This is a genomic window from Streptomyces sp. NPDC051214 (assembly GCF_040682375.1).
Taxonomy (GTDB): Bacteria; Actinomycetota; Actinomycetes; order Streptomycetales; family Streptomycetaceae; genus Streptomyces.
The window spans coordinates 176,748-202,792 of record NZ_JBFBAT010000017.1 but is presented as its reverse complement, the minus strand read 5'-3'; the positions used below and the strand labels follow the sequence as shown (position 1 = coordinate 202,792).

The following is a 26,045-nucleotide window of genomic DNA, read 5'->3' as shown; positions in this document are numbered from 1 at the left end:
AAACGCTCGGCTGGGAAACCCCAGCCGAGCGCCTCGCTAAGCTCCTGGCGACAGCCAGTTGATCACTGTGTTGCTACGACCCCTGGAATTCGCCCTCGTGACCGGGCCCTTCACGTCGTTCTGTGCTGCCACCGCCTAGAGGTAAGGCCCTCCGGTCCGTCCCGCGATGCCGCCGTCCTCTTCCTCCTCGCCGCCGCCCACACCGGGCGGCAACGCGCGCCGCATCGACTCGAGCTGCGCCCGCGCCGCCATCTGCTGCGCGAAGAGGGCCGTCTGGATCCCGTGGAAGAGCCCCTCGAGCCAGCCCACCAGCTGAGCCTGCGCGATGCGCAGTTCGGCGTCGCTGGGTACTCCGTCGTCGGTGAAGGGGAGGGAGAGCCGCTCCAGTTCCTCGACGAGCTCGGGGGCGAGGCCGTCCTCGAGCTCCTTGACCGAACTGGCGTGGATCTCCTTGAGGCGCACTCGGCTCGCCTCGTCGAGAGGTGCCGCCCGCACCTCCTCGAGCAACTGCTTGATCATGCTGCCGATGCGCATGACCTTCGCCGGCTGTTCGACCATGTCCGTCACCGGGACCTCGCGGGATTCGTCGTCTCCGCCGCCGCCGAGTGCCATTCCGTCCTGGCCCACGACCAGGACCTGCGGGCTCTCGGGCGACCTTTCGTTCCTCGGCATCTCCATGCCGCCATTCTCTCGCACCCGTACATCACACATCGGTGGTGCCCCCGTTTGCCGCTGATCCACCGTGTACGAAGGGGCCGTCCGTGTCGGTCCGTCCGGGTGTCAGCCCGTCCGTGTGTCAGCCGCGGCGCAGCCGTACGGCGAAGAAACCGAGGCCGAGGCCGATGAGGACCAGGCCGCTGCCGAGCGGCAGGACGCGGAGGGTGGGCACGACGGGTTCGGCGGCCGTCCGGCGGGTGACGTCGGACGCGGCGGTCGCCCGGCCCTGGGGCCAGACCTCGGGGGCCGGGGTGGCGGCGGGCGTGGGGATCTGCGGCGGCGGCCTGCGGGGCGGCTCGGACGCCGCGACCGACGGCGGGGGCTCGTCCCGGCCGGGCCTGGCACGGCCTTCGCCGAAGACGCTTCCGGCGCGGGTCTCCCCGGGAGAGGGCTCGACCGCGTACGAGAGGGAGACAGGGGAGACGGCCATCAGCACCGTCAGGGTCAACAAGGGGCGAAGCCATGGGGTCACCGCGCCGGCTCCCTCCCGCTACCGGGTCGGAGAGATCACTGAAGCTGGAGCAAGCGTCACATGGTGACGCTTGTCCGGCATCTCGAGTGCTCACCGGTCATCCCGGTCAACCGGTCATCCCGCGGCGCGCCTAGCGCACGAGCAGCACCTTCCCGATGTGGTTGCTCTCCTCCAGGACGCGGTGGGCGGCCGCCGCGTCACTCATCGGCACGGTCTGATCGACGATCGGGCGTACATGACCGGTGGCGATCAGCGGCCACACGTGCTCGCGTACGGCGGCGACGATGGACGCCTTCTCCTGCGCGGGACGGCCCCGCAGCGATGTCGCGGTGATGGCGGCGCGCTTGTTGAGGAGCGCGGCGATGTTCAGCTCGCCCTTGACGCCGCCCTGCATGCCGATGATCGCGAGGCGGCCGTTGGTGGCGAGGGCCTGCACGTTCCGGTCCAGGTACTTGGCGCCCATGTTGTCGAGGATGACGTCAGCGCCCGCGCCGTCCGTGGCGTTCTTGATCTCCTCGACGAAGTCCTGCTCGCGGTAGTTGATGAGGATGTCCGCGCCGAGCTCCGCGCAGAAGTCGAGCTTCTCCTTGCTGCCCGCCGTCACCGCCACCTTGGCACCGACGGCCTTCGCCAGCTGGATCGCCATGGTGCCGATACCGCTGGAACCGCCGTGCACGAGGAACGTCTCGCCGGGGCGCAGATGGGCGATCATGAAGACGTTGGACCAGACGGTCGAGGTGACCTCGGGCAGCGCGGCCGCCGTGACGAGGTCGACGCCGTCGGGCACGGGCAGCAGTTGCCCTGCCGGGACGACGACCTGCTCGGCGTAGCCGCCGCCGGCGAGCAGCGCGCACACCTCGTCGCCGATCTTCCAGCCCGAGACGCCCGGCCCGATGTCGGTGACGCGGCCCGCGCACTCAAGACCCGGGTAGGGCGACGATCCGGGTGGCGGGTTGTAGAAGCCCTGGCGCTGGAGCAGGTCGGCGCGGTTCACGGCGCTGGCCACGACGTCGACCAGCACCTCGCCCTCGCCGGGTACGGGATCGGGGACCTCGGCCCACACGAGCGCTTCGGGTCCGCCGGCTTCGGGGATCGTGATCGCATACATGCGGGCGAGGCTACTCTCTGCGCTTTCCCGACGGTCCGATTACGTGCGCAGACCTCCGCGCGGCGGATTCGACTTGGTGTCGGGCGCCATCGGTGACGTCGGTGTCGCCCGCACGATGGTGATCAGACGGTCCATCAACTGCAGCTTTCCGACGGCGGGATCGTCGTAGCCGAGCACCCGATGCCCGCGTACGACACTCACGACGAGGTCATCCGTCTCGCGGACCCCCATCCCCACCTCGGCCTTTATCACCGGCCGCTCGACGAGATCGAGCCCGCTGCCCTGCTGGATCAGGTCCTCCATGACCATGCCCGCGCTGGGGCTGAGCACGGAGAGGCCGAGCAACCGTCCCGCCGCGCTGGCGCTGGTGATCACGGCGTCGGCGCCGGACTGGCGCAGCAGCGGCGCGTTCTCCTCCTCGCGCACGGCGGCCACGATCTTCGCCCCGCGGTTCATCTGCCGGGCGGTGAGCGTGACCAGGACGGCGGTGTCGTCCCGCTGGGTCGCGATGATGATCTGCCGGGCGCGCTGCACCTCGGCACGCAGCAGCACATCGCTGCGCGTCGCGTCACCGATGACGCCCGCGTACCCCTCCGCCGTGGCGGCGTCGACGACCTTCGCGCTCGGGTCGACGACCACGATCTGTTCGGGCTTCAGACCGGTCGCGCACACGGTCTGGATCGCCGAGCGACCCTTCGTGCCGAAGCCGACGACAACGGTGTGTTCACGCAAGTTGGACCTCCAGCGGTTCAGACGCCATTCCTCGCGCGTACGTTCCGTGAGCACTTCGAGAGTGGTGCCGACCAGGATGATCAGGAAGAGCACGCGCAGAGGCGTGATCAGGAGAATGTTGCAGAGCCGCGCGCTGTCGCTGTACGGGACGATGTCGCCGTACCCGGTGGTCGAGAGCGTGACGGTGGAGTAGTAGGCGGCATCGAGGAAGTCGAGCCGGTTGTCCGAGTTGTCGTGGTAGCCGTCGCGGTCGATCCAGACGATGAAGGTCGTCAGGGCGAGCACCGCGAGCGCCATGAGGAGACGCTTGGCGACCTGCCGCAGGGGCCGCTCGACGATCTGGCGCGGCAGCTTGATCCGGTGGGTGACGAGGTGCTCGTCGGGGTTGCGGGCGATGGCGTCATGGCCGGGAAGTTTCACGTGAAACACTCCCCGGCCGTGTCGGTGTGCAGGTCCGGCCCGGCCCACGGGAGGTCGAGGACCTCCAGCTCCTGGCCGCGCCGCGCGCCACCCGGCGGGACGACCGCGAGCCCGTCGGCCACCGCGATCCCGCGCAGCATCGCCGGGCCGTTGTAGTGCAGGGGCACGGCGTGGTCGGCGCGGAGGGTGACGGGCACGAGCCGGGTGTCGTGCGGGTGCCCGTGCACGTCCTCGCGCAGGACGGCTGTGTACACCGACGGGGCTGGGCGCCCCGAGAGCGTACGCAGCAGGGGCTCGGCCAGGGTCAGCAGACCGGACACCGCGGCCAGCGGATTGCCGGGCAGACCGACGAGGTGCTGATCGGGGCGGATGCGGGCGAGCAGCATCGGGTGCCCGGGGCGGACCGCGACGCCGTCCACGAGGAGTTCGGCGTCGATGCGGCGCAGGATGGGGTGGACGTGGTCGACCGGGCCGGAGGCGGTGCCGCCGGTGGTGACGATGAGGTCGGCCGCGGAGCTGGTGATTGCCTGATGCAGCGCCTCGGCATCGTCACCGAGCCTGCGTACGGCGATGACGTCGGCGCCGAGCGAGCGCAGCCAGGGCGGCAGCAGCGGCCCGAGCGCGTCCCGGATGAGGCCGTCGTGGGGGAGCCCCTCGGTCAGCAACTCATCGCCCAGGATCAGCACTTCGGCGCTTGGCCGGGGGACCACGGGCAGCTCGTCGTACCCGGCGGCTGCCGCGAGGCCGAGCACCGCCGGGGTCACAAGGGAGCCGCTCGGCAGGAGTTGGTCACCGGAACGGCATTCCTGGCCACGGGGCCGGATGTCCTGCCCTTGCGTGACGTCACGTCGGGGGTGCAGCCGCCCCTTGTCGTCGGTGAGGCCGTGCTCGCTGCGGATGACGGCGGTGGCCTCCTGCGGGATCCGTGCCCCGGTCGCGATCCGCACGGCTTCCCCGTCGGAGAGCGGCTCGGGCCGTCCGTGCCCGGCGAGAATCCCGTCGGCCCGGACGTCCCAGGGGCCGGGGCCCGCGACGACCCAGCCGTCCATCGCCGAAGTGTCGAAGGAGGGCAGATCGGTGAGGGCGACCAGGGGCGCGGCCAGAACGAGGCCGAGCGCTTGCCCCAGGGGGACGGTGGCGGGCACGGAGGCGGAGGGCACGGGCTGCGGGGCACGCCCGGCCGCGGTGCGGGCGGCGGGCCAGGGGGTGATGTCGCGGTGCTGGGGGTGGGCGTCGGGGTCGGGGTTGCTGTGAGGGGCGGGTGTGGTGGGGGTGGGCGCAGGGGCGGTGGGGGGTTGGGGCACGGTGGCGTGGCCGGGGCCGCTCAGGTCGCCCGAGGTGTCTTGTGCGCTTCGGGGGTCGCCGGCTGTGGGCCCGGCGTCGGCGCGCCTGCCGTTCCTGCGGTCATGGTCGTCGTTCACCAGGGCGAGAGCCTCGTCGAGCTCGGCGTCCGGCGCGGGCTGCCCACTCATCCGGCGTCCGGCCGCATGTCGTCCCTCGCGCCCTGCCCCGGGTCGGGGCGGGCGTCCTGAGGCGTGGCGTCGGGGTGTGCGGGGGGCGCGGGGGGCGCGGACTGCTGAGCGGGGTCGGGGCTCGCGGGCTGCTTCGTGGCGTCGGGGCGGGGGCCCTGCTGGGTGGCGTCGGGCGCGGTGGCCGGCTTTCCGCCGGGGATCGCCTCTGGCGCCACACCGGGCGCAGCGCCGGGTCCCGCGTCGGAGCCGCCCTCCTGCGCCCACCGCGTGGCCAGCGCCGCCGCCTTGCGGGCCGCGTCGGCCACCGCTTCGGGCCCGCCGCCCTGGGCGGCCCGCGCCGCCGCGTACCCCACCAGGAAGGTGGTCAGCGGAGCCGCAGGCCTGGCCACGCCATGTGCGGCGTCGCGGGCGAGGTCGAGCAGCAAGCCGGTGTCGACGTCGAGCTCGATGCCCAGTTCGTCCTTGACTGCGGAAATCCATTCATCCAACACGTGCCCATGCTCCCTGATGCGGGCCCTGGCGGCCGCGATGTCGTCCCAGGTGTCGCAGTCGAAGGACGCCACCGCGTCGGTGACCCGGGTGAGTTCGAGCCGCGCGGTGAGTGACCGCAGCGGAAGTCCCGTCAGACCGTCGTGCTCGGCGGCGAGCCGCGCGATCTCACGTTTCAGCGCGGTACTGCGATAGGCGGCGACCAGCGGCTGGTCCCGGCCGCCGGAATCTCTCAGGACCGCGCCGTCCGCACCGCTCTCACGCAGCTCGGCGAGGAGGCCGCCCACCGTCCGCTCCTCCAGGAACGGCAGATCGGCGGAGAGCACCATCACCTGCTCCGCCTGCGTGCACCGCAGCCCCGCGTCGAGCGCGGCGAGCGGGCCGGCCCCGGCGGGTTCCTCCCGCGCCCACTCCACGGGGCGGGTGGTCGGGCGGGGTGCGGCGACGACCACCGTCGTCCCCGCGCCGGAACACGCGCCGAGCACCCGGTCGAGCAGCGCGCGGCCGCCTACCTTCAGGCCCGGCTTGTCCGCACCGCCGAGCCGCCTGGCCCCGCCGCCCGCGAGCACCACGGCGTCGTACGGAAGGGCGCTCGGGGAGGTGTTCAGGGAGGCGTTCCGTGAGGTGCTCTGTGAGGCGGGCGCGGCATCGGTCGGGGTGGCATGCCGAGGATCGGGCGGGTCGGCATGCCGAAGCTCGTTCGGGGCGGCGTCCGAGGCGGCGGAATCGGCGCCGCCCGGAGCCCTCTGCGCGGTCATGCCCCGAGTATGGGCGCACGAAGGATCAATGCCACCCCTCGTACGGAGTCTCACCTCACCTCTGTACGCAGACTCACATCACGGCGCCGCCGCCCGCACCGCCGCCCCGGCCCTTCTCACACCGACCGAAGGAGCATCGCGGGCTGCTCCACGCAGTCCGCCACGAACCGCAGGAACCCGCCCGCCGTGCCACCGTCGCACACCCGGTGGTCGAAGGTGAGCGAGAGCTGCACGACGTGCCGCACCGCCAACTCGCCCTGGTGCACCCATGGCTTGGGCACGATCCGGCCGACGCCGAGCATGGCCGCCTCGGGGTGATTGATGATCGGCGTGGAGCCGTCGACCCCGAACACCCCGTAGTTGTTCAACGTGAACGTGCCGCCCGTGAGTTCCCCCGGGGTCAGCCTTCCGTCCCTCGCCGACTCCGTGAGACGGATCAGCTCGGCGTTGACCGATTCGGTGGTCCGCGTGCCGGCGTCGCGCACCACGGGGACGACCAGACCGCGGTCGGTCTGCGCGGCGAACCCGAGGTGGACATCGGCGAGCCGGACCACCTCGCGCGCCTCCATGTCCACGGTGGAGTTGAGCATCGGGTACCGGGCCAGGGCGGCCACGCTGATGCGGGCGAACAGCGCGAGCAGCGAGATCTTCCGGCCGGCGCCCTCCTTGGCGGCGCCCGACTTCACGGCGGCGTTCATCGCGGCGCGTGCCGCGAGCAGTTCGGTCGCGTCGGCGTCGACCCAGCAGGTGGCTTCCGGTATCTCGCGCCTGCTGCGGGACATCTTGTCCGCGACGAGGCCGCGGATGCCGATCAGCGGATAGCGCTCCTGCGCTCCCGCCGAAGCGCCGCGCGCCTCCTCGCTCACCGCTGCCACCGGTGTGCGCGTGACCGGGGCCGTGTCCGCAGCCGTCCGCTCCGCCGCGATGGCGCTCTCCACATCGGCCCGCATGATCAACCCGTCCGGTCCGGTGCCCGTCAGCTCCCGTAGCTCCACGCCGTTCTCACGGGCCAGCTTGCGCACGAGCGGTGAGATCACCGGTATCGGGCCGTCGGGGCGCGCAAGGGCGCCCGGCCTGGTGGGCTCGCCCCGCGGCCCGGTGGGCTCGTCCACTGGGCCGGTCCGCGGTGCAGGCCGTGCGGCAGGCTTCGGCGCGGTCGTCGGCGCGGCCTTCGGTGTGGTCGCCGTGCCGAAGCCCACCGATCGCACCCGCCTGCGCCGCGCGGGCGCCGCCGCCGTGCCGTACCCGACCAGGACGTTGCCGGACGACTCCTCGGCGGCAGCCGCCTGCAGGGCCCTCTCAGCGGGCTCCTCCGGGGCCGCGGCCGGGTCCGCCGCGCCGGCCGGGGCGCCGACGGCGACCGTCAACAAGGGCGCCCCCACCGGAAGTTCCATCCCCTCCTCGCCGAAGCGGGCCGTCACCACACCCTCGTACGGGCAGGGCACCTCGACCATGGCCTTGGCCGTCTCGACCTCGACGACGGGCTGGTCCACCGCGACGAAGTCGCCGACCTGCACGAGCCAGCGGACGATCTCCGCCTCCGTGAGCCCCTCACCGAGATCCGGCAGCTTGAACTCAAGGCTGTTCACGTTCAGACCCGGCGCCATCAGCTGCCCGCCTCCCACTGCAACCGCGCGACCGCGTCCAGGATCCGGTCCACGCCCGGCAGGTGATGCCGCTCCAGCATCGGCGGCGGATACGGGATGTCGAATCCGGCGACGCGCAGGACCGGCGCTTCCAGGTGGTGGAAACACCGCTCGGTGACACGGGCGGCGATCTCTCCTCCGGGTCCGCCGAATCCGTTCGACTCGTGCACGACGACGGCGCGCCCGGTCCGGCGCACGGACGCGGCCACCGTCTCGTCGTCGAAGGGGACGAGGGACCGCAGGTCGACCACTTCGAGGTCCCATCCCTCGGCCACCGCGGCCTCGGCCGCTTCGAGACAGACGGAGACGGACGGCCCGTACGTGAGGAGCGTGGCGCTGCGCCCGGGGCGTCGCACCACGGCCTTGCCTATGGGTTCAACGGCCTGCGGCGCGTCCGGGTTCCAGTCGGCCTTGGACCAGTAGAGGCGCTTGGGCTCCAGGAAGACGACGGGGTCGTCGGAGGCGATGGAAGCCCGCAGCAGGCCGTAGGCGTCGGCGACCGTGGCGGGCGTGACGACATGCAGCCCCGGAGTGGCCATGTAGTACGCCTCGGAGGAGTCGCTGTGGTGCTCGACTCCGCCGATGCCACCGCCGTAGGGCACGCGGACCGTGATGGGCAGCGGCATCGCGCCCCGGGTGCGGTTGCGCATCTTCGCCACGTGGGAGATGAGCTGTTCGAAGGCGGGGTAGGCGAACGCGTCGAACTGCATCTCGACGACGGGCCGCAGCCCGTACATCGCCATGCCGACGGCCGTGCCCAGGATGCCCGCCTCGGCGAGCGGTGTGTCCGTGCAGCGGTCCTCGCCGAACTCCTTGGTGAGCCCGTCGGTGACCCGGAAGACCCCGCCGAGCGCCCCGACGTCCTCCCCGAGGACGTGCACGGCCGGGTCATCGGCCAGGGAGTCGCGCAGCGCTCGCCCGAGCGCCTGCGCCATGGTGGCCGGTTTGGCTGCCTTCTTGGTGGCCCGTTCGGCCGCGACCGTACTCATCGCGCGTTCTCCTCGCCGTCCGTGCCGTCTGTGCCATCTGTGCCGTGCTCGTCCGCCGCCTCGAGCTCGGCCCGCAACTGGGCTGCCTGTTCGCGCAGTTGCGAGGTCTGCTCGGCGTACACATGGCCGAACAGGTCCATGGGGTCGAGCTCGGCGTCCTGGTTCATGCGTTCTCGCAGGTCGGCGGCCATGGCCTCGGCGTCGTCGCGGGCCGCCCGCATCCGGTCCTCGTCAAGGAGGCCACGCTCGGTCAGCTCCCGCTCCAGGAGCAGGATCGGGTCGTGCGCCCTCCAGGCCTCGACCTCGGCGTCCCCGCGGTAGCGCGTGGCGTCGTCGGCGTTCGTGTGGGCGTCCATGCGGTAGGTCACGGCCTCGATGAGCGTGGGCCCGCCGCCTTCCCGCGCGCGGGAGACCGCTTCGCTCAGCACCTCGTGCATCGCCGCCGCGTCGTTGCCGTCCACCAGGCGCCCCGGCATCCCGTACCCGACGGCCTTGTGGGCCAGGGACGGGGCCGCCGTCTGCTTGTCGAGCGGCACGGAGATCGCGAAGCCGTTGTTCTGCACGAGGAAGACGACGGGCGCCTGCCAGACGGCCGCGAAGTTCAGCGCCTCGTGGAAGTCACCCTCGCTGGTCCCGCCGTCGCCGACCATGGCGAGCGCGACCACGTCGTCGCCCTTGAGGCGTGCGGCGTGCGCGAGCCCCACGGCATGCGGGAGCTGGGTCGCGAGAGGGGTGCACAGGGGCGCTATGCGGTGCTCGCGCGGGTCGTACCCGGTGTGCCAGTCGCCGCGCAGCAGGGTCAGCGCCTGGACGGGGTCGAGACCGCGGGCGACCGCGGCGAGCGTGTCCCGGTAGCTCGGGAAGAGCCAGTCCCGCTCCTGAAGGACGAGCGCGGCGGCCACCTCGCACGCCTCCTGACCGGTGCTGGAGGGGTAGACCGCGAGGCGGCCCTGCTTCGTCAGGGCGGTCGCCTGCGTGTTGTACCGCCGACCGCGCACCAGCTGGGCGTACAGACGGGTCAGGAGATCCTCGTCGGCCTTGCCGGCGGCCTCGGTGCCCAGGACGCGATACGGCTCGGCGTCGGGCAGCAGCGGCGCGGGATCGGTCCTGAGCTGCCATGCGGGTGGCGGGGTGGGCCGGTAGACGCCCCGCTGCTCCATGACCGTCATGTCGGCACCTCCATGTGGAAGCGGTCTCCTCGTGGGAGCGGCAAAGGAGGCGCGGTGAATGTGAGGCGCCTCACCTACCGATTGTTCGGTCGTCGGCACATTTTGGCTACAGGCACCTCCAGGCTGTGGACAAACGGTTCTGCACAGCCTGGGATGGATGCAGTACGTCCATGGTAGGGAGGCGGGGGGACATGGCATCTGAACGAATGGCCGACGGACGCGACGGTGATCGTCCGGAAGGCCGCTCCGGCAACCGCCAGGAGAGCCTGCCCCGCCCGAGGGACCCGGCCGGCGACCGCCAGGAGCCCCTGCCCCGTCCGCTGGACTCGATCGACCGCGACATCCTGCAGATCCTGCACACGGACGGTCGCGCGTCGATACGGGCCGTGGCCGAGCGCGTCCACGTGTCACGGGCGAACGCGTACGCGCGCATCAACCGGCTCATCGACGACGGCGTCATCCGCGGCTTCGGCGCCCGCATCAACCACGAGCGGGCGGGTCAGGGCGCGTCCGCCTACATCACGCTCAAGATCGTCCAGAACACCTGGCGCACGGTCCGCGAGCATCTGCGCACGCTGCCTGGCGCCTCACACATCGCGCTGGTCAGCGGCGACTTCGACGTACTGCTCCTGGTGCACACGCCAGACAACCGGGCGCTGCGCGAGCTGGTCCTGACCCGGCTGCAGTCCATCCCCGAAGTGCTCAGCACGCGTACGTTGCTGGTCTTCGAGGAGGACGACCTGGAGCCGGAAAGCTGACCGGACCGGGGACCTGACCGGGCCGGCCGAGCCGGGGGGCTTGTCCCGTCAGCCGCCGCTGCGCAGCCCAGCGAAGGCCATCTGGACGACGGCGTCGGCGACCTGCTCACCCGACGAGGCCCCACGGGCGTCCGGGCGGTACCACTCCACGATGGAGTTGATCATCCCGAAGAGCAGCCGGGTGGCGAGGCGCAGCTCGACGTCCGAGCGCAGGTCACCGTCGGCCACGGCCTCCTTGAGCAGGTCGGCGACCTGCTGGTCGAACTCCCTGCGCCGTTCCATGGCCCACCGCTCGGTGTCGGTGTTGCCGCGCACGCGCAGCAACAGCGTCACGTAGGGCAGCTCCGCGATCAGCACCTCGACGGTGCGCCGCGTGACGTGCTCCAGGCGCTGCACCGCGGTGCCCACGCGCGCGTGGTCCTCGGTGAGGATTCCGAAGAGCCCGTCGAGCGCACGGCTCACCGCGCGGCGCAGCAGCTCTTCCTTGCCGGACACGTGGTGGTAGATCGAGGACTTGGAGATACCGGCGGCCTTGGAGAGGTGCTCCATGGACGTGCCGTCGTACCCGCGCTCGTTGAAGACCCGGACCGCCACGGTCAGGAGGGTCTCGGGGGTGTACGTGTCGCGCCTGGTGGTGGTCATGAGTGGTGGTCCTCTCGCGCTGCCGCGCGGCGCAGCGCCTGGGAGGGCGCGTAGCGGCCGGTGGGGTACTCCAGGTGCAGGTTCTCCAGCGTTTCGCGGACCCAGCCCGCGCCGAGTTCCTCGCCCCACGCGAGCGGTCCGCGCGGGTAGTTGACGCCGAGCCGCATCGCCGTGTCGACGTCCTCCTTGTCGGCCACTCCGCGCGCGACGGCGTCCTGGGCGAAGTCGACGAGCATGGCGACGGTGCGGGCCACGATCAGCCCCGGGACGTCGGCGACGACGCTGACCTGCTTGCCCAGCGCCTGGAAGAGCCCCACGGCCTCGCGGAGCTGGTCGTCGGTGACGTTCGCGGCGGGCGCCAGAGCCATCCTGGTCGCCGACCTGTAGTCCAGCGCGAGGTCGAAGTGGACGACCGGTGCCTCGGCGTCGTCCGCGGCGCAGCCATCGGCCAGGAAGAGCTTGCCTCCGGCGGGCAGTTCGATCCAGCCGGGGTGGTCGGGGTCGATGGGCTCCTCGTACGCGACGTCGATTCCGGCGCCGGTGATCAGCTCGATGAGGGCGTGCGCCTGGAACAGCTTCCCGTGCACCGCGACGGAGGCCGGGGCCGGTGCGGGCGTCGCGGTGTGCGGCTCGGCGCGTGGGGCGTCGTCTCCGTACGCGTACCAGCCCTGGCCCGACTTGCGGCCCAGGCGGCGTGATTCGACGAGGCGGCGCTGGGCGAGGGACGGCGTGAACTTGGGGTCCTGGAAGAAGGACTCCCACACGGAGCGGGTGACGGCCTCGTTCACGTCCTGGCCGATGAGGTCGGTGAGCTCGAAGGGACCCATCTTGAAGCCGCCGCACTCGCGCAGGACGGCGTCGATGGTGGCCGGGTCGGCGGCCCGCTCCTCGTGCAGGCGCAGCGCCTCGGCGTAGAAGGGGCGGGCGACGCGGTTGACGATGAAGCCGGGGGTGTCCGCGCTGCGCACCGGTGTCTTGCCCCAGGCACGCGCCGTCTCGTACGCGCGCGTGGCGGCCGTTTCGTCGGTCGCGGAGCCGCTGACGACCTCCACGAGGGGGAGCAGCGGTGCGGGGTTGAAGAAGTGCAGGCCGACGAAGCGGCCGGGCTTCTTGAGGGTGCCCGCGATGGCGGTGACGGAGAGGGAGGACGTGTTCGTGGCGAGGAGACAGTTCTCGTCGACGATCTCTTCCAGCTCTTCGAAGAGGCGCTGTTTGACCGGGAGTTGTTCCAGGATCGCCTCGATGACGAGTCCGCACCCGGTGAGCTCGGCGAGACCGGCGACCGGTGCGAGCCGGTCCCCCGCGTCGGACCGGTCCTCCGCCGTGAGCCTGCCCTTCTCGACGAGCCGGTCAAGGCGTGCGGCGATGGCGGCGGCCGCGGTTTTCGCCTGGCCCTCCACGGCGTCGTACAGCCGCACGGGGTGGCCCGCCAGCAGGGCGACCTGGGCTATGCCCTGGCCCATGGTTCCGGTGCCGACCACGGCAACGGGGCTGCTGAGCTCGAGTGCTGTCATGTTCGCGATCCTCCCGCACGAGGTGTCCGCCGGAAGGTGCGGGGGTGCCCGGCGAGAAGTTGTCCACAGGTTCGACGGACCCCCTTGTCCCGACCGATCGTTCGGTTACTCTAGCTCTGTCCGTGCGTTCTCGCACTGCCCTGCCCTGCCCAGCTCGCCGGCTCGACGAAGAGCCGGCTCGACGAGGAGTTGGTCCGATATGGCCGCCGAACTCACCGCGCACCAGCTGATCGCCACGCACCGGCCCACACTCGACCAGGCGCTGGAGACGATCCGCACGCGCGCGTACTGGTCGCCGCACCCCGAACACCCCAAGGCGTACGGGGAGAACGGCAGCCTGAACCTGCCCGACGGCAAAGCCGCCTTCGACGCCCTCCTGGGCAGCCGCTTCGAGCTCGACCAACCGGGCACGGACGACTGGACAGGCGCGGAAGTCTCTCCGTACGGGCCCGAGCTGGGCATCACGTACCCCCACCCGGACATCGACACGCTGCTGCCCGCGATGCGCACCGGAATGCGCGCCTGGCGCGATGCGGGCGCGGAGGTGCGCGCGATGGTCTGTCTGGAGATCCTGTCGCGCATCAGCGCCCGCACGCACGAGATGGCGCACGCGGTCATGCACACCAGCGGCCAGGCCTTCATGATGGCCTTCCAGGCGGGCGGCCCGCACGCCCAGGACCGCGGCCTCGAAGCGGTGGCGTACGCCTACGTCGAGCAGGCCCGCACCCCCGACAACGCGGAGTGGTCCAAGCCGCAGGGCAAGCGTGACCCGATCGGCCTGGACAAGCGCTTCACGCCCGTGGCCCGCGGCATCGCGCTCCTGATCGGCTGCAACACCTTCCCGACGTGGAACGGCTATCCGGGCCTGTTCGCCTCCCTGGCCACCGGCAACCCCGTCCTGGTCAAGCCCCACCCGCGCGCGGTGCTCCCGCTCGCGCTGACGGTGCGCATCGCGCGCGAGGCCCTCGCGGACGCGGGCTTCGACCCGAACCTGGTGTGCCTGGCCGCCGAGCGACCGGGCGAGGGCATCGCCAAGACCCTCGCCGTCCGCCCCGAGGTCAAGATCATCGACTACACGGGGTCGACCGCCTTCGGCGACTGGCTGGAGGCCAACGCCCGCCAGGCGCAGGTCTACACGGAAAAGGCCGGCGTGAACACGGTCGTCGTCGACTCGACGGACAACTACAAGGGGATGCTGTCCAACCTGGCCTTCTCCCTGTCGCTCTACAGCGGCCAGATGTGCACGACGCCGCAGAACCTCCTGATCCCCCGGGACGGCATCACGACGGACGCCGGAGCGAAGTCGTACGACGACGTGGTGTCCGACCTGGCCGCGTCGGTGAACGGCCTGCTCGGGGACGACGCCCGGGCGAACGGCATCCTGGGTGCCCTGGTCAACCCGGACGTGAAGGCCCGCCTGGAGGCGGCGGCCGGGCTCGGCGAAGTGGCCCTCCCCTCACGGGAGATCAGCAACCCCGAGTTCCCCGACGCCGTGGTCCGCACCCCGGTCATCGTCAAGCTGGACGGCGCGAAGCCGGACGCCGAGGCGGTCTATCTGGACGAGTGCTTCGGCCCGGTCTCCTTCGCCGTCGCGGTCGACTCGTCCTCGGACGCCGTGGAGCTGCTGCGCCGCACGGTGCGCGACAAGGGCGCGATGACGGTCGGCGCGTACACGACGTCGGACGAGGTGTCCGGCGCCGTGGAGGAGACCTGCCTGGAGGAGTGCGCCCAGCTCTCCTTGAACCTCACGGGCGGTGTCTATGTGAACCAGACGGCGGCCTTCTCGGACTTCCACGGTTCGGGCGGCAACCCCGCCGCGAACGCCGCCCTGTGTGACGGCGCCTTCGTGGCCAACCGCTTCCGTGTGGTGGAGATCCGCAGGGACGCCTGACGTCCGGCGGCGGGTTCAGGCCTCCGCGCCCGGAGGCCTGCCCGCCGACCAGTGGAAGAGCGTCATGCCGACGCTGGTGGCCAGGTTGTAGCTGGAGACCTGAGGCCGCATCGGCAGGGACACCAGATGATCGGCGCGCTCCCGCAGCGCCGCCGACAGACCGCTGCGCTCGGACCCGAAGGCCAGCACGGCGTCATCCGGCAGCTTGAGACCGCGGATGTCCTCACCCTCCGCGTCGAGCGCGAACACCGGCCCCGGCGGCAGTGCGGCGACGTCCATCCGCTCGACGGCCGTGGCGAAGTGCAGACCCGCACCACCGCGCACGACCGTGGGATGCCAGGGGTCGAGCGTGCCGGTGGTGACGACTCCCGTCGCCCCGAACCCCGCCGCGAGCCGGATCACGGCACCGGCGTTGCCCAGATTGCGGGGGTCGTCGAGGACCACGACCGGCGTGCTCCTCGGCATGCGGGCCAGCGCGTCGAGGTTGGCCGCGCGGGAAGGGCGTTCCGCCAGGGCCGCCACACCCGTGGGATGCAGACGCGGCACAAGGGCGCGCAGGGTGCTGTCCGGGACCTCCACGAGGAGCGCGTCGAGGGCGTCCCGTACGTCCGGCGCGAGCTCGTCGGCGAGGGCGAGCACGGCGGCCCTGTCACTGGTCAGCGCCGAGGGGACGAGCGCCCCGAAGCGCAAGGCGTGCTTGATGGCGTGGAAACCGTCGAGGAGCACGGAGGTCTCGGCGATCTCCCGCCAGGCACGCACGGCACCGTCCAGGCCACGCCCTTGCGTTCCGCTCATCCCCCGTACGTCCCGTTCATGAGGGAAAGCCTACGCGCGCGTGCTCGGCGGATTCCGGGGCCTGTTCCTCGTCCGTCCCGCGCTGCCCCGGCACCGCGCCGGGGCGGGGCAGGCGCGCGAACAGCGCCCCACGCGCGCGTGCCGTCCATCCGCCGACGCGGCGCAGGAACGACGTCGGCAGGAACACCGCGTCGGCCGCGATCATCGCGAGCGAGAAGAACGGCAGGCCGAGGAGGACCGCGATGACCGCGTGCTCGAAGATCATCGCGGCCAGGAGGACGTTCTTGACCCGCCGGTTGAAGAGGGTGAAGGGGAAGGCGACCTGCACGGCGACCGTCCCGTACGTCACCAGCATCACCATGAGGCCGTGCGAGGCGAGCAGGTCGGAGAGCGCGGGCCAGGGGGAGAAGTAGTCGAGACGCAGCGGGTAGTAGACGGCCGTGCCGTCCTGCCAGCGGCTGCCCTGGATCTTGTACCAGCCGGCCGTCGCGTAGATCAGACACGCCTCGACCATGATCACAAGGAGTGCGGCGTTGTGCGCGAGCCTGACGATGACGTCGAGCAGCTTGCGCGCCTCCCCGTCGGGCGCACGCCGTCCGACGGCCCACCACAGGGCGTGCGCGCACCACAGCCCCCAGAAGACCAGCAGCCAGCCCCCGCTCAGCTCGCCCATGAACGTCACCACGGAGAGGCCGAGCCCGAGGACCCACCACAACACGGGCCCGGTCCTGTCGACGGGCTGCGCCGACTTCGACAGGTCGACCGGCGTCTGCCCCTGACCGACGGACGCGGCACGCGCGCGTGCCGCTCGGCGGGCGTCGAGTGACCAGACCTGGCCGCAGCGCGTGAACACCAGGTAGGTGGCCATGAGGTGGATGACGTTGTCGCCGCCGTCGCCCATGAAGATGGAGCGGTTCTGCAGCGAGAGCACGCCGATCATGAAGAGCACGGACATCGTGCGTGTGCGCCAGCCGAGCATCAGCAGGGCGCTGCTGAGGACGGCGAGTGCGTAGACGATCTCGAACCAGACGTGCCCGTCGGACCACATCAGGGCCGTGAAGGCGTCGTTCTCCGCAATGAGCTGCTGGGCCATGTCCCAGCTCCACGGGCCGTCGGGGCCATAGAGCTCCCGGCGGTGGGGGAGTTCGCGCAGCAGGAAGAGCAGCCAGGTGGCGGCGAACCCGATACGGATCACAGCGGTCTGATAGGGGCCGAGAGCGGATGCGGTGACCCGCTCGACGCCGCGCCCGAGCAGGGGGCCGAAGCGGTTCATCGGGCGTCCACCTCGGATTCCCGGGCCTTGCCCAGGGGCATGTCGTCGGGCGTCACGGACCACCACGGCAGCTGGCGGGTCACCGGTTTCGTCGAGACCTTCTCGTCGCTCCACTCGGGGGGCGGCACGTTCGTGGTCCTTGAGCGGACCTGGATGCGCTCGATGCCGGCGCCCCGGTCCAGGGGCTGCTCACGCTCGACGCGCATCATCACGATGCGGCGGATGTAGCGCTCCGAGAGCTGCCCGCGCAGGCCGCGGGGACGATTCTGCGCATCGTGCGCGCCCACATAGAAGTCCCACGCCCTGCGCAACTCGTTCTGCTGCGTGTGGCTGGGCAGCAGGTTGCCGTCGATGGCAGCGCCGTCTCGCGCCGAGAGGTCGTACCAGCCGGTGGTCCGGGTCGAGCCGTCGGCCGTGCGGATCTCGGCGCGGGCCTGCACCGCGATGTTCTGCTGCATCGGGTTGGGCGCGAAGAGCTTCCAGTTCTGCTCGAACTCGGGGTAGATCCAGTCGTCGACGGCCTGGCCGTGCTGCTTGGTCATGGTGTTCGCGGGGGCGACGTGCAGGAAGAGCATCCCGACGTGGACACAGGCCGTTACGGCGATGAGCGCGAGCGCGAGCGCCGCCACCGCCTGGTAGCGCGGGGAGAGGGCGGCGATGCCGGTACGGGGCTCGGCCGGGGCGGCGGGGGTGCCCCCGGCGGGCGAGGGGACGGCGTCGACGGGTGGGGGCGGCGACTCGTGCGCGTTGTTGTCGTTCGCGTCCATTTGGCCCCGATTCCGATCCCGCACGGTGATGCGCCCGTCAGCCGCCCGTCACACGGCTCTCTACCGCCCGTCGCAGCGGAACGGTACTCATGCCTGCGCTCCAGGCACAGCGTCCGTGAAGTTATCCACAGGGTTGACACCTTATGGCGCTGAGCCGCACCATTGAATTCCACGAACCGAACGATCGGTCGGTAGCTAGCTAAAGGTCGAGGGGGACCGCGATGGCGACAGCAGCCGAGCATCAGACGGCCCGGTCCGAACCGGACCAGGCAGCGGCCGACGCCGCACGCACCGCGGCGCACGAGGCGGCATTCGACGCCGCGGTCGCGGCCGACGAGCGCATCGAGCCCCGGGACTGGATGCCCGACGCCTATCGCGCCTCACTGGTCAGGCAGATCGCGCAGCACGCCCACTCCGAGATCATCGGCATGCAGCCGGAGGCCAACTGGATCACCCGCGCCCCGTCCCTGCGACGCAAGGCGATCCTGATGGCCAAGGTCCAGGACGAAGCCGGTCACGGCCTGTATCTCTACAGCGCGGCCGAAACCCTGGGCGCCAGCCGCGACGAACTGCTCGACAAACTGCACTCGGGCCGCCAGAAGTACTCGTCGATCTTCAACTACCCCACGCTGACCTGGGCCGACGTCGGCGCGATCGGCTGGCTGGTGGACGGCGCCGCGATCACGAACCAAGTCCCGCTCTGCCGCTGTTCGTACGGCCCCTATGCCCGCGCGATGGTCCGCGTCTGCAAGGAGGAGTCCTTCCACCAGCGCCAGGGATACGAATCCCTGCTCGCCCTCAGCCAGGGCACCGACGCCCAGCACGCCATGGCACAGGACGCGGTGGACCGCTGGTGGTGGCCCTCCCTGATGATGTTCGGCCCGCCCGACGACGAGTCGTCGCACTCGGAACAGTCGATGACCTGGAAGATCAAGCGTCACTCGAACGACGAGCTGCGCCAGCGCTTCGTCGACATCTGCGTCCCCCAGGCCGAGTCCCTCGGACTCACGCTCCCCGACCCGGACCTCGTGTGGAATGAGGAGCGGGGACATCACGACTTCGGCCCCATCGACTGGACCGAGTTCTGGGCCGTCCTCAAGGGCAACGGCCCGTGCAACGAACACCGGATCACGCAGCGCAAGAGCGCACACGAAGAAGGCGCGTGGGTGCGCGAGGCAGCAGCGGCGTTCGCCGCCAAGCACGGGGAGGCGAAGGCATGAGCAGCTCGACCGAATGGCCGCTGTGGGAGGTGTTCGTGCGCTCCCGCCGCGGGCTCTCCCACACCCACGCGGGCAGCCTGCACGCGCCGGACGCCGAAATGGCCCTGCGCAACGCCCGCGACCTCTACACCCGCAGGAGCGAAGGCGTCTCGATCTGGGTCGTGCCGTCCACCCAGATCACCGCCTCATCGCCCGACGAGAAGGACTCCTTCTTCGAACCGGCAGGCGACAAGCCCTACCGCCACCCCACCTTCTACGACATCCCGGACGGGGTGAAGCACCTGTGACCGCGTCCCTGGCCCCGACGGCCACCGCCACCGCCCTCGCCCTGGGCGACGACGCCCTGGTGCTCTCGCACCGGCTGGGGGAGTGGGCGGGCCACGCCCCCGTCCTCGAAGAAGAGGTCGCCCTGGCGAACATCGCCCTCGACCTGCTCGGCCAGGCACGCGTCCTGCTCTCCCTGGCCGGGGACGAGGACGAACTGGCCTACCTCCGCGAGGAACGCGCCTTCCGCAACCTCCAACTGGTCGAGCAGCCGAACGGCGACTTCGCCCACACCATCGCCCGCCAGCTGTACTTCTCCACGTACCAAACGCTGCTGTACGGCGCGTTGGCGAGCGGCGACAGCACGTTCGCCCCGCTGGCGGCGAAGGCGGTCAAGGAAGTCGCCTACCACCAGGACCACGCGGAGCAGTGGACGCTGCGGCTCGGCGACGGCACCGCGGAGAGCCATGAGCGGATGCAGCGCGGGCTCGACGCACTCTGGCGGTTCACCGGCGAGATGTTCCGACCGGTGGAAGGTCTCGACGGCGCGACGGACGGCTCGACAGGGGTCGACTGGGCAGCACTGCGCACGAGCTGGACGGCCTCGGTGACCACGGTCATCGAAAAGGCGACCCTGACCGTGCCCACCGGCCCGCAGGAAGGCGCCTGGGCGGCCGGCGCGGGCCGCCAGGGCCTGCACACCGAATCGTTCGGACGGATGCTCGCCGAGATGCAGCACCTGCACCGCAGCCACCCGGGGGCGACATGGTGACCACCGCCCTCGAAGAGGAGCTCCTCGCCCTGGCCGGCTCCGTTCCCGACCCGGAGCTGCCGGTCATCACGCTGGCCGAGCTCGGCGTGCTGCGCGGCGTGCACGTCCGCGGCATCGGCAAAGTCGACGTCGAGCTGACCCCCACGTACACCGGCTGCCCTGCCATAGAGGCCATGACCGCCGACATCGAACAGGTCCTGCGTGAGCGCGGCATGGCGGAGATCTCCGTGCGCACCGTACTCTCCCCCGCCTGGTCGACGGACGACATCAGCGCCGAGGGCCGCCGCAAACTCGCCGAGTTCGGCATCGCGCCCCCGCGCCCGCACAGCGCCGGCGGTCCCATACCGCTCACCCTCTCGGTCCGCTGCCCGCACTGCGGATCGACCGACACCGAGCTGCTCAGCCGCTTCTCGTCGACGGCCTGCAAGGCCCTGCGCCGGTGCGTCTCCTGCCGCGAACCCTTCGACCACTTCAAGGAGCTGTGATGGCCCGCTTCCACCAGCTCCGGGTAGCGGCGGTCGAGCGGCTCACCGACGACTCCGTCACGCTGACCTTCGAGGTGCCTCCCGCCCTGCGCGAGGAGTACCGCTTCGTGCCGGGCCAGCATCTGGCCCTCCGCCGCTTCGCCGACGGCACCGAGATCCGGCGCACGTACTCGATCTGCGCACCCGCGCCCCACCCCGAAAGCCCCTCGGAACCGCGGACCCTGCGGGTCGGGGTGCGCTTCGTCGAAGGCGGCGCCTTCTCGACGTACGCGCTCAAGGAAATCGCCGTCGGCGACCTCCTCGAGGTGATGACCCCGGCCGGGCGCTTCACGCTGGAACCGGCACCCGGCCGCTATGCGGCCGTGGTCGGCGGCAGCGGCATCACTCCGGTGCTCTCCATCGTCACGACCCTCCTCGAACGCGAACCAGAGGCCACGTTCTGTCTCGTACGGAGCGATCGCACCGCCGCGTCGACGATGTTCCTGGAGGAGGTCGCCGACCTCAAGGACCGCTGGCCGGACCGGTTCCAGCTGGTCACCGTGCTCTCCCGGGAGGAGCAGCAGTCAGGGCTCGACTCCGGACGGCTCGACGAGGAGCGGCTCGGCAGGCTGCTCCCGGCACTGCTGCCCGTACAGGAGATCGCGGGCTGGTTCCTGTGCGGTCCGCTCGGTCTCGTACAGGGCGCGGAGAAGACACTGCGCGGCCTCGGCGTGCCGCGTCAGCACATCCACCAGGAGATATTCCACGTGGACGGCGGCCTCGCCACCCCCACGCCCACCTCCACGACAGCTGCCCCCGCGCACAGCACCGTGACGGTGACGCTCGACGGGCGCTCCGGCACCTGGCCGGTACAGGACGGGGAATCCCTCCTCGACACCGTGCTGCGCAACCGCGCGGACGCGCCGTACGCCTGCAAGGGCGGGGTGTGCGGGACCTGCCGGGCCTTCCGGGTCTCGGGCGAGGTGCGGATGGACCGCAACTTCGCCCTGGAACCGGAGGAGACCGAGGCGGGATACGTGCTCGCGTGCCAGTCCCACCCGGCCACGGACACAGTGGAGTTGGACTTCGACCGCTGAGGGGGGCTACCCCCGCCCCCTTCGCCTGCGGCGTCCGGCGGTGACTGCGGCCTTCGCTGTTCCCTTCCCGTAGAACCTGTTCTATCTTGACGACCCGTCAGAATCGGCGGGCGTGGCAAGGACAGGACCGTCGGGCCGGTGCGCGGGAGGACAAGCAGTGGACTTCACCTTCACCGAGGAACAGCAGGCCGCAGTCGAGGCGGCGAAGACGCTCTTCGCCGCCGTCGCACCCGACGGCGTACCGAGCCCCGCCCTCGTACCAGGCGCGGTCGCCGACGACTTCGACCGCCCCCTGTGGGCCAAGCTCGCCGAAGCCGACCTGCTGAGCCTGCTCATCGACCCCGAGCACGGCGGCGCCGGCCTGGACGCCATCGCCCTCTGCCTGATCCTGCGCGAATCCGCGAAGAAACTCGCCCGAGTACCACTCCTGGAGAGCAGCGCCGCCGCGTACGCCGTACAGACCCACGGCAGCAAGGAACTGAAGCAGCGCATCCTGCCGAAAGCAGGCCGCGGCGAACTCGTCCTCACCGTCGCGGCGAACGGCCGCAGCGGACACGACCCCGCCGAACTGGCCGTCACCGCACGCCAGGACGGAGAAACCTGGCTGCTCGACGGCACACAGACCGCCGTCCCCTGGGCACAGAACGCCGACCTCATCGTGGTGCCCGCCCACACACCCGCCGGCCGCACCGTCCTCGCCGTGATCCCCCGCGAGCACGAGGGCCTCACCCTCGCCGAGCAGGTGTCCACGAACGGCGAACACCACGGCGAGATCAGCCTCGAATCCGTACGGATCGACGCCAACGACGTCATCGAGGCCGACGGAGCCTGGGACGGGCTGCGCGACCTGCTCACCACCGGAACCTGCGCCCTCGCGCTCGGCCTCGGCGAGAGCGTGCTGAGCATGACCGCCGAATACACCGGCAAGCGCGAACAGTTCGGCTTCCCCGTCGCCACCTTCCAGGCCGTGGCAGTACAGGCCGCTGACCGTTACATCGACCTGCGCGCGATGGAGGTCACCCTCTGGCAGGCCGCCTGGCGCATCAGCACCGGCGCGAACGGCGCCCTACCCGCCACGGGAGACGTGGCCGTAGCCAAGATCTGGGCATCGGACGGCGTACGAAGGGTGGTGCAGACGGCCCAGCACCTGCACGGCGGCTTCGGATCCGACACCGACTACCCCCTGCACCGCTACCACGCCTGGGCCAAACAACTGGAGCTGTCCCTCGGCCCGGCAGCGGCACACGAGGAGGCCCTCGGCGACCTCCTGGCCGCCCACCCCCTCGGCTGAAGGCTGCAAAAGCCCCAAGCGCCGCCGAACTAGATCACGACGCCGGGCTGGCCCTTGTCGTCCACGACGGGCCGGCCCGCGGCCTCCCAGCTCTGCATGCCGCCGTCGACGTTCACCGCGTCGATCCCCTGCTGGACGAGATACATGGCGACCTGCGCCGAACGACCGCCGACCCGGCAGATGACATTGACCTTGCCGTCCTGCGGGGCGGCCTCGGTCAACTCGCCGTAACGCGAGACGAACTCGCTCATCGGAATGTGCAGCGCACCCGCGGCGTGACCCGCCTGCCACTCCTCGTCCTCACGGACGTCAAGGAGAAAGTCGCCGCTCGCGAGGTCGCCGACACCGACCGTGGGCACATGAGATCCGAAAGCCATGCGTCCGACGCTACCCGACCCGCTAGGCGGTCAGCCGCGCAAGCTCCGCCTCACGCTCGGTGACCTGCGCGAGCAACTGCTCGGCGATCTCATCGAGGAGCTGATCCGGATCGTCCGGCGCCATCCGCAGCATCGCGCCGATCGCACCCTCCTCCAGCTCCCGCGCGACCACGGAGAGCAGCTCCTTGCGCTGGGAGAGCCACTCAAGGCGGGCGTAGAGCTCCTCGCTCTTGCTCGGCCACTGCTGCTCGGGCACAGGACCCGCGGCCCACTCCTCCGACAGCTCCCGCAGCAAGGGCTCGTCCCCGCGCGCGTACGCGGCGTTCACCCGCGTGATGAACTCCTCGCGGCGGCCGCGCTCCTGGTCGTCCTGGGCGAGGTCGGGATGGGACTTGCGGACGAGCTCGCGGTAGAGCTTGCGGGCCTCGTCACTCGGCCGCACCCGCTGCGGCGGCCGCACCGACTGATCGGTCAGCATCGCGGCGGCCTCCGGATAGAGGCCCTCACCGTCCATCCAGCCGTGGAACAGCTCCTCGACCCCCGGCATCGGCATGACCCGCGCCCGCGCCTCGTCCGCCTTGCGCCGGTCATCGGGGTCACCGCTACGGGCGGCCAGGGCCTCGGCGATCTCGGCGTCCAGCTCGTCGAGGCGCGCGTACATCGGGCCGAGCTTCTGGTGGTGCAGCCGGGAGAAGTTCTCCACCTCGACCCGGAACGTCTCGACGGCGATCTCGTACTCGATCAGCGCCTGCTCCGCCGCCCGTACCGCCTTCTCGAGCCGGTCCTCCGGCCGCGCGGCGCCGCCGCCCTGCCCCGCCGCCCCGCCAGGGCCCTCGCGACCAGCGGTCACGGGATCGGGCTCGGGCTCGGGATCAGGCGTCTGAGGCTGCGTAGGCTCGGCTTCCGGGGTCGTCACCCGACCAGCCTAGGCCACCGTGCCCCCACCCCGTTCGAGCGGCGGCCAGGCGTTGCGTGGGAGCCTGCCGGGCCCTCTCCCCACACTCCCGGCAATCGGAAGGGGGGGCCTCCCCCCTCCCCTCCCTCCCCCACCCCCCTCAGCCCTCACCCCACCCCCCTCACCCCCTCAAACCCCCACCTCCGCCCCCACCCGCCCCTCTTTAACCGCACGCACCAGCTCCGCGTGGTCCGCCTCCGTGCGGTTCGCGTACGCCACCGCGAAGTCCGCCATCGCCGTGTCCAGCTCCTCGTTCTTGCCGACGTAGCCGGCGATGAGCCGTGGGTCGGCGCTGTGGGCGTGCGCGCGGGCCAGCAGGGCTCCGGTCATCCGGCCGTAGTCGTCGATCTGGTCGGCGGCCAGTGCCGCCGGGTCCACGCTGCCCTTGCGGTTCCTGAACTGCCGTACCTGGAAGGCTCGCCCGGCCACGGTCGTCCATCCCAGGAGGAAGTCGCTGACCACCTGCATCCGCTTCTGCCCGAGCACCACCCGGTGTCCTTCGTGCGCGACCTCGGGCACCGTGAAGCCTGCCGTGGGCAGATGCGGCAGCAGAGCGGAGGGCGTTGCCTCCTTGACCTGGAGCACCAGCGGCTCGCCCCGGTGGTCGAGCAGCAGCACCACGTACGACCGCAGACCCACGCTGCCCGTGCCCACGACGCGGAAGGCCACGTCCTGGACGGCGTACCGCGCGAGCAGCGGCAGCCGGTCCTCGGGCAGCGTGCCGACGTAGTCCGCGAGGGCGGCCGCGACCTCGGCCGCCTCGGCGTCCGGTATTCGGCGGAGCACCGGTGGGGCGTCGACGAAGCGGCGGCCCACGAAGCCGGACTCGTCCTCGATGCGCTCGGTGGACTTGGCGGCGAACCGGGCGCTCGTGTTGTGCCGTGCCTTCTCGGAGACGCTTTCCAGGGTGCCGAGCAGGTCTTTCGCGTCGGTGTGGGAGACCAGCTCCTCGTCCGCGATGGCGTTCCACGCGTCGAGCGCGGGGAGCTTCGCGAGCAGCCGCATCGTGCGCCGGTACGCCCCCACCGCGTCGAACGCCGCTTCCTTGCAGACGTCGTCGCTTGCCCCGGCCTCGCGCCCGGCGAGCACGAGGGAGGCGGCGAGCCGTTTCACGTCCCATTCCCAGGGGCCGTGGCCCGTCTCGTCGAAGTCGTTCAGGTCCATGACGAGTCCGCCCCGCGCGTCCCCGTACAGGCCGAAGTTCGCCGCGTGGGCGTCTCCGCATATCTGGGCGCTGATTCCCGTGACGGGGGTCCGCGCGAGGTCGTACGCCATCAGACCGGCGGCTCCGCGCAGGAAGGCGAAGGGCGAGGCGGCCATCCTGCCCGTCCGGATCGGTGTGAGCTCGGGGAGTCTGCTGCGGTTGGTCTCCTGCACGGCGTCGACCGGATCGGGGCGGCCGTCGTCCTCGACGAACCACTCGTGCGAGGCACGGCTGACGCGCGCCCGCAACGCCTTGCCCTCCCGTTTCGGCGAAACCGTCGCCTCGCCGGCACCCTCCGAAGCCGCAGCACCCCTCGCGGCGGTCGCGCCCTCCGAAGCCGCAGCACCCCCCGCGGCGGGCCACCGCGCGAACCCCTCCACGTACGGCAGTCGCGCACCCTTGAACTCCGTCATGCTCACCCCCACCGTCCGGGCGCCCCCCCGCGGGCTCACCTGGCATGAAGGTACCGCCGGGTGCCGGACGGCGGCAGAGCCTGTGGACAACCCGCGAGCTGTGGACAACTCGGCGCACCGTTCCGGCGCCCGGTGACATAGATCACCATGATCATTACCCCAGCAGTCAGCCAGGTCCTAGCCCCCGAACCACAACGAAAAGCGGGCCCCCACCAGGACTTTCGTCCTGATGGAGACCCGCTCCACGTGGTGCGCGAGGGGGGAGTTGAACCCCCACGCCCTTTCGGGCACTGGAACCTGAATCCAGCGCGTCTGCCTATTCCGCCACCCGCGCATGGGTGTTGTCCTGGGCCTCTCACCATCTGGTGTGAACACT

25 protein-coding genes and 1 tRNA gene are annotated in these 26,045 nt (G+C 71.2%); 8 read left to right on the top strand and 18 right to left on the bottom strand.

What is annotated here, in order from left to right; all coding sequences use genetic code 11:
* Positions 1-135: 135 nt before the first annotated feature.
* The 9 genes from AB0M70_RS36055 to pdhA form a co-directional block, all read right to left on the bottom strand.
* Positions 136-678 carry a bacterial proteasome activator family protein gene (locus tag AB0M70_RS36055; RefSeq protein ID WP_249588835.1) on the bottom strand — a complete coding sequence of 181 codons (543 nt, stop codon included), beginning with the start codon at positions 676-678 and terminating at the stop codon, positions 136-138.
* Positions 679-796: 118 nt separating this feature from the next.
* Positions 797-1,189 carry a hypothetical protein gene (locus tag AB0M70_RS36050; RefSeq protein WP_365826965.1) on the bottom strand — a complete coding sequence of 131 codons (393 nt, stop codon included), beginning with the start codon at positions 1,187-1,189 and terminating at the stop codon, positions 797-799.
* A gap of 130 nt (positions 1,190-1,319) precedes the next feature.
* A complete protein-coding gene (locus AB0M70_RS36045; protein WP_365826963.1) occupies positions 1,320-2,297 on the bottom strand; it encodes an NAD(P)H-quinone oxidoreductase in 978 nt (325 codons plus the stop codon).
* A 39-nt stretch (positions 2,298-2,336) separates the two neighbouring features.
* On the bottom strand, positions 2,337-3,458 hold the full coding sequence (locus tag AB0M70_RS36040) for a potassium channel family protein (protein ID WP_365826961.1): 1,122 nt from the start codon (positions 3,456-3,458) through the stop codon (positions 2,337-2,339).
* Positions 3,446-4,921, bottom strand: a complete 1,476-nt coding sequence (locus AB0M70_RS36035) for a molybdopterin molybdotransferase MoeA (RefSeq protein WP_365826959.1) — start codon at positions 4,919-4,921, stop codon at positions 3,446-3,448. The genes AB0M70_RS36040 and AB0M70_RS36035 overlap by 13 nt, the downstream gene beginning before the upstream one ends.
* Complete coding sequence (locus AB0M70_RS36030; protein ID WP_365826984.1) at positions 4,918-6,018, bottom strand: NTP transferase domain-containing protein; 1,101 nt, start codon at positions 6,016-6,018, stop codon at positions 4,918-4,920. The genes AB0M70_RS36035 and AB0M70_RS36030 overlap by 4 nt, the downstream gene beginning before the upstream one ends.
* 266 nt (positions 6,019-6,284) lie before the next feature.
* A complete protein-coding gene (locus tag AB0M70_RS36025; RefSeq protein ID WP_365826957.1) occupies positions 6,285-7,775 on the bottom strand; it encodes a dihydrolipoamide acetyltransferase family protein in 1,491 nt (496 codons plus the stop codon).
* On the bottom strand, positions 7,775-8,803 hold the full coding sequence (locus tag AB0M70_RS36020; protein ID WP_365826955.1) for an alpha-ketoacid dehydrogenase subunit beta: 1,029 nt from the start codon (positions 8,801-8,803) through the stop codon (positions 7,775-7,777). Before AB0M70_RS36020 ends, AB0M70_RS36025 begins: the two co-directional genes overlap by 1 nt.
* A complete protein-coding gene (gene pdhA / locus AB0M70_RS36015; protein WP_365826953.1) occupies positions 8,800-9,972 on the bottom strand; it encodes a pyruvate dehydrogenase (acetyl-transferring) E1 component subunit alpha in 1,173 nt (390 codons plus the stop codon). The genes AB0M70_RS36020 and pdhA overlap by 4 nt, the downstream gene beginning before the upstream one ends.
* A 191-nt stretch (positions 9,973-10,163) precedes the next feature.
* Between pdhA and AB0M70_RS36010 the strand changes: the two genes are divergently transcribed.
* Positions 10,164-10,730: an Lrp/AsnC family transcriptional regulator gene (locus AB0M70_RS36010; RefSeq protein WP_365826951.1), complete on the top strand. Its 567-nt coding sequence runs from the start codon at positions 10,164-10,166 to the stop codon at positions 10,728-10,730.
* A gap of 48 nt (positions 10,731-10,778) precedes the next feature.
* Here the strand turns inward: AB0M70_RS36010 and AB0M70_RS36005 are convergent, their stop codons facing one another.
* Positions 10,779-11,372 carry a TetR/AcrR family transcriptional regulator gene (locus AB0M70_RS36005; protein WP_365826949.1) on the bottom strand — a complete coding sequence of 198 codons (594 nt, stop codon included), beginning with the start codon at positions 11,370-11,372 and terminating at the stop codon, positions 10,779-10,781.
* Positions 11,369-12,886 (bottom strand): 3-hydroxyacyl-CoA dehydrogenase, encoded by a 1,518-nt coding sequence (locus AB0M70_RS36000; protein WP_365826947.1) that lies wholly within the window; start codon positions 12,884-12,886, stop codon positions 11,369-11,371. Before AB0M70_RS36000 ends, AB0M70_RS36005 begins: the two co-directional genes overlap by 4 nt.
* Positions 12,887-13,085: 199 nt before the next feature.
* Between AB0M70_RS36000 and paaN the strand changes: the two genes are divergently transcribed.
* Positions 13,086-14,777, top strand: coding sequence for a phenylacetic acid degradation protein PaaN (gene paaN, locus AB0M70_RS35995; protein WP_365826945.1), 1,692 nt, complete (start codon positions 13,086-13,088; stop codon positions 14,775-14,777).
* A 15-nt stretch (positions 14,778-14,792) separates the two neighbouring features.
* Here the strand turns inward: paaN and AB0M70_RS35990 are convergent, their stop codons facing one another.
* From AB0M70_RS35990 to AB0M70_RS35980, 3 genes are read right to left on the bottom strand one after another with little or no spacing between them, the layout of a single operon-like run.
* Positions 14,793-15,572 carry a TrmH family RNA methyltransferase gene (locus AB0M70_RS35990; RefSeq protein ID WP_365826943.1) on the bottom strand — a complete coding sequence of 260 codons (780 nt, stop codon included), beginning with the start codon at positions 15,570-15,572 and terminating at the stop codon, positions 14,793-14,795.
* A 16-nt stretch (positions 15,573-15,588) separates the two neighbouring features.
* Positions 15,589-16,845 carry an HTTM domain-containing protein gene (locus tag AB0M70_RS35985; RefSeq protein ID WP_365826941.1) on the bottom strand — a complete coding sequence of 419 codons (1,257 nt, stop codon included), beginning with the start codon at positions 16,843-16,845 and terminating at the stop codon, positions 15,589-15,591.
* Complete coding sequence (locus AB0M70_RS35980; RefSeq protein WP_365826939.1) at positions 16,842-17,612, bottom strand: DUF5819 family protein; 771 nt, start codon at positions 17,610-17,612, stop codon at positions 16,842-16,844. The genes AB0M70_RS35985 and AB0M70_RS35980 overlap by 4 nt, the downstream gene beginning before the upstream one ends.
* A gap of 221 nt (positions 17,613-17,833) precedes the next feature.
* On the opposite strand from AB0M70_RS35980, the gene paaA reads away from it, so the two are divergent.
* The 6 genes from paaA to AB0M70_RS35950 all read left to right on the top strand — a co-directional run bounded on the left by paaA (position 17,834) and on the right by AB0M70_RS35950 (position 22,720).
* On the top strand, positions 17,834-18,832 hold the full coding sequence (gene paaA, locus AB0M70_RS35975) for a 1,2-phenylacetyl-CoA epoxidase subunit PaaA (RefSeq protein WP_365826937.1): 999 nt from the start codon (positions 17,834-17,836) through the stop codon (positions 18,830-18,832).
* Positions 18,829-19,119: a 1,2-phenylacetyl-CoA epoxidase subunit PaaB gene (paaB, locus tag AB0M70_RS35970; protein WP_363210366.1), complete on the top strand. Its 291-nt coding sequence runs from the start codon at positions 18,829-18,831 to the stop codon at positions 19,117-19,119. The genes paaA and paaB overlap by 4 nt, the downstream gene beginning before the upstream one ends.
* Entirely contained in the window at positions 19,116-19,868 is a 753-nt protein-coding gene (gene paaC, locus AB0M70_RS35965) for a 1,2-phenylacetyl-CoA epoxidase subunit PaaC (RefSeq protein WP_365826934.1), read from the top strand. The genes paaB and paaC overlap by 4 nt, the downstream gene beginning before the upstream one ends.
* Positions 19,862-20,353 carry a 1,2-phenylacetyl-CoA epoxidase subunit PaaD gene (paaD, locus tag AB0M70_RS35960; RefSeq protein ID WP_365826932.1) on the top strand — a complete coding sequence of 164 codons (492 nt, stop codon included), beginning with the start codon at positions 19,862-19,864 and terminating at the stop codon, positions 20,351-20,353. The genes paaC and paaD overlap by 7 nt, the downstream gene beginning before the upstream one ends.
* Positions 20,353-21,429, top strand: a complete 1,077-nt coding sequence (gene paaE / locus AB0M70_RS35955; protein ID WP_365826930.1) for a 1,2-phenylacetyl-CoA epoxidase subunit PaaE — start codon at positions 20,353-20,355, stop codon at positions 21,427-21,429. Before paaD ends, paaE begins: the two co-directional genes overlap by 1 nt.
* A 157-nt stretch (positions 21,430-21,586) precedes the next feature.
* Positions 21,587-22,720, top strand: a complete 1,134-nt coding sequence (locus AB0M70_RS35950; protein WP_365826928.1) for an acyl-CoA dehydrogenase family protein — start codon at positions 21,587-21,589, stop codon at positions 22,718-22,720.
* A gap of 29 nt (positions 22,721-22,749) precedes the next feature.
* Here AB0M70_RS35950 and AB0M70_RS35945 read toward each other — a convergent pair whose 3' ends face one another.
* From AB0M70_RS35945 to AB0M70_RS35930, 4 genes are all read right to left on the bottom strand, one after another.
* Positions 22,750-23,097: a rhodanese-like domain-containing protein gene (locus AB0M70_RS35945; RefSeq protein WP_365826926.1), complete on the bottom strand. Its 348-nt coding sequence runs from the start codon at positions 23,095-23,097 to the stop codon at positions 22,750-22,752.
* A gap of 22 nt (positions 23,098-23,119) precedes the next feature.
* On the bottom strand, positions 23,120-23,947 hold the full coding sequence (locus AB0M70_RS35940) for a J domain-containing protein (RefSeq protein WP_365826924.1): 828 nt from the start codon (positions 23,945-23,947) through the stop codon (positions 23,120-23,122).
* Positions 23,948-24,181: 234 nt separating this feature from the next.
* Positions 24,182-25,669 carry a DUF2252 domain-containing protein gene (locus AB0M70_RS35935; protein WP_365826922.1) on the bottom strand — a complete coding sequence of 496 codons (1,488 nt, stop codon included), beginning with the start codon at positions 25,667-25,669 and terminating at the stop codon, positions 24,182-24,184.
* Positions 25,670-25,916: 247 nt separating this feature from the next.
* A tRNA-Leu gene (locus AB0M70_RS35930) sits at positions 25,917-26,003 on the bottom strand.
* Positions 26,004-26,045: the final 42 nt, after the last annotated feature.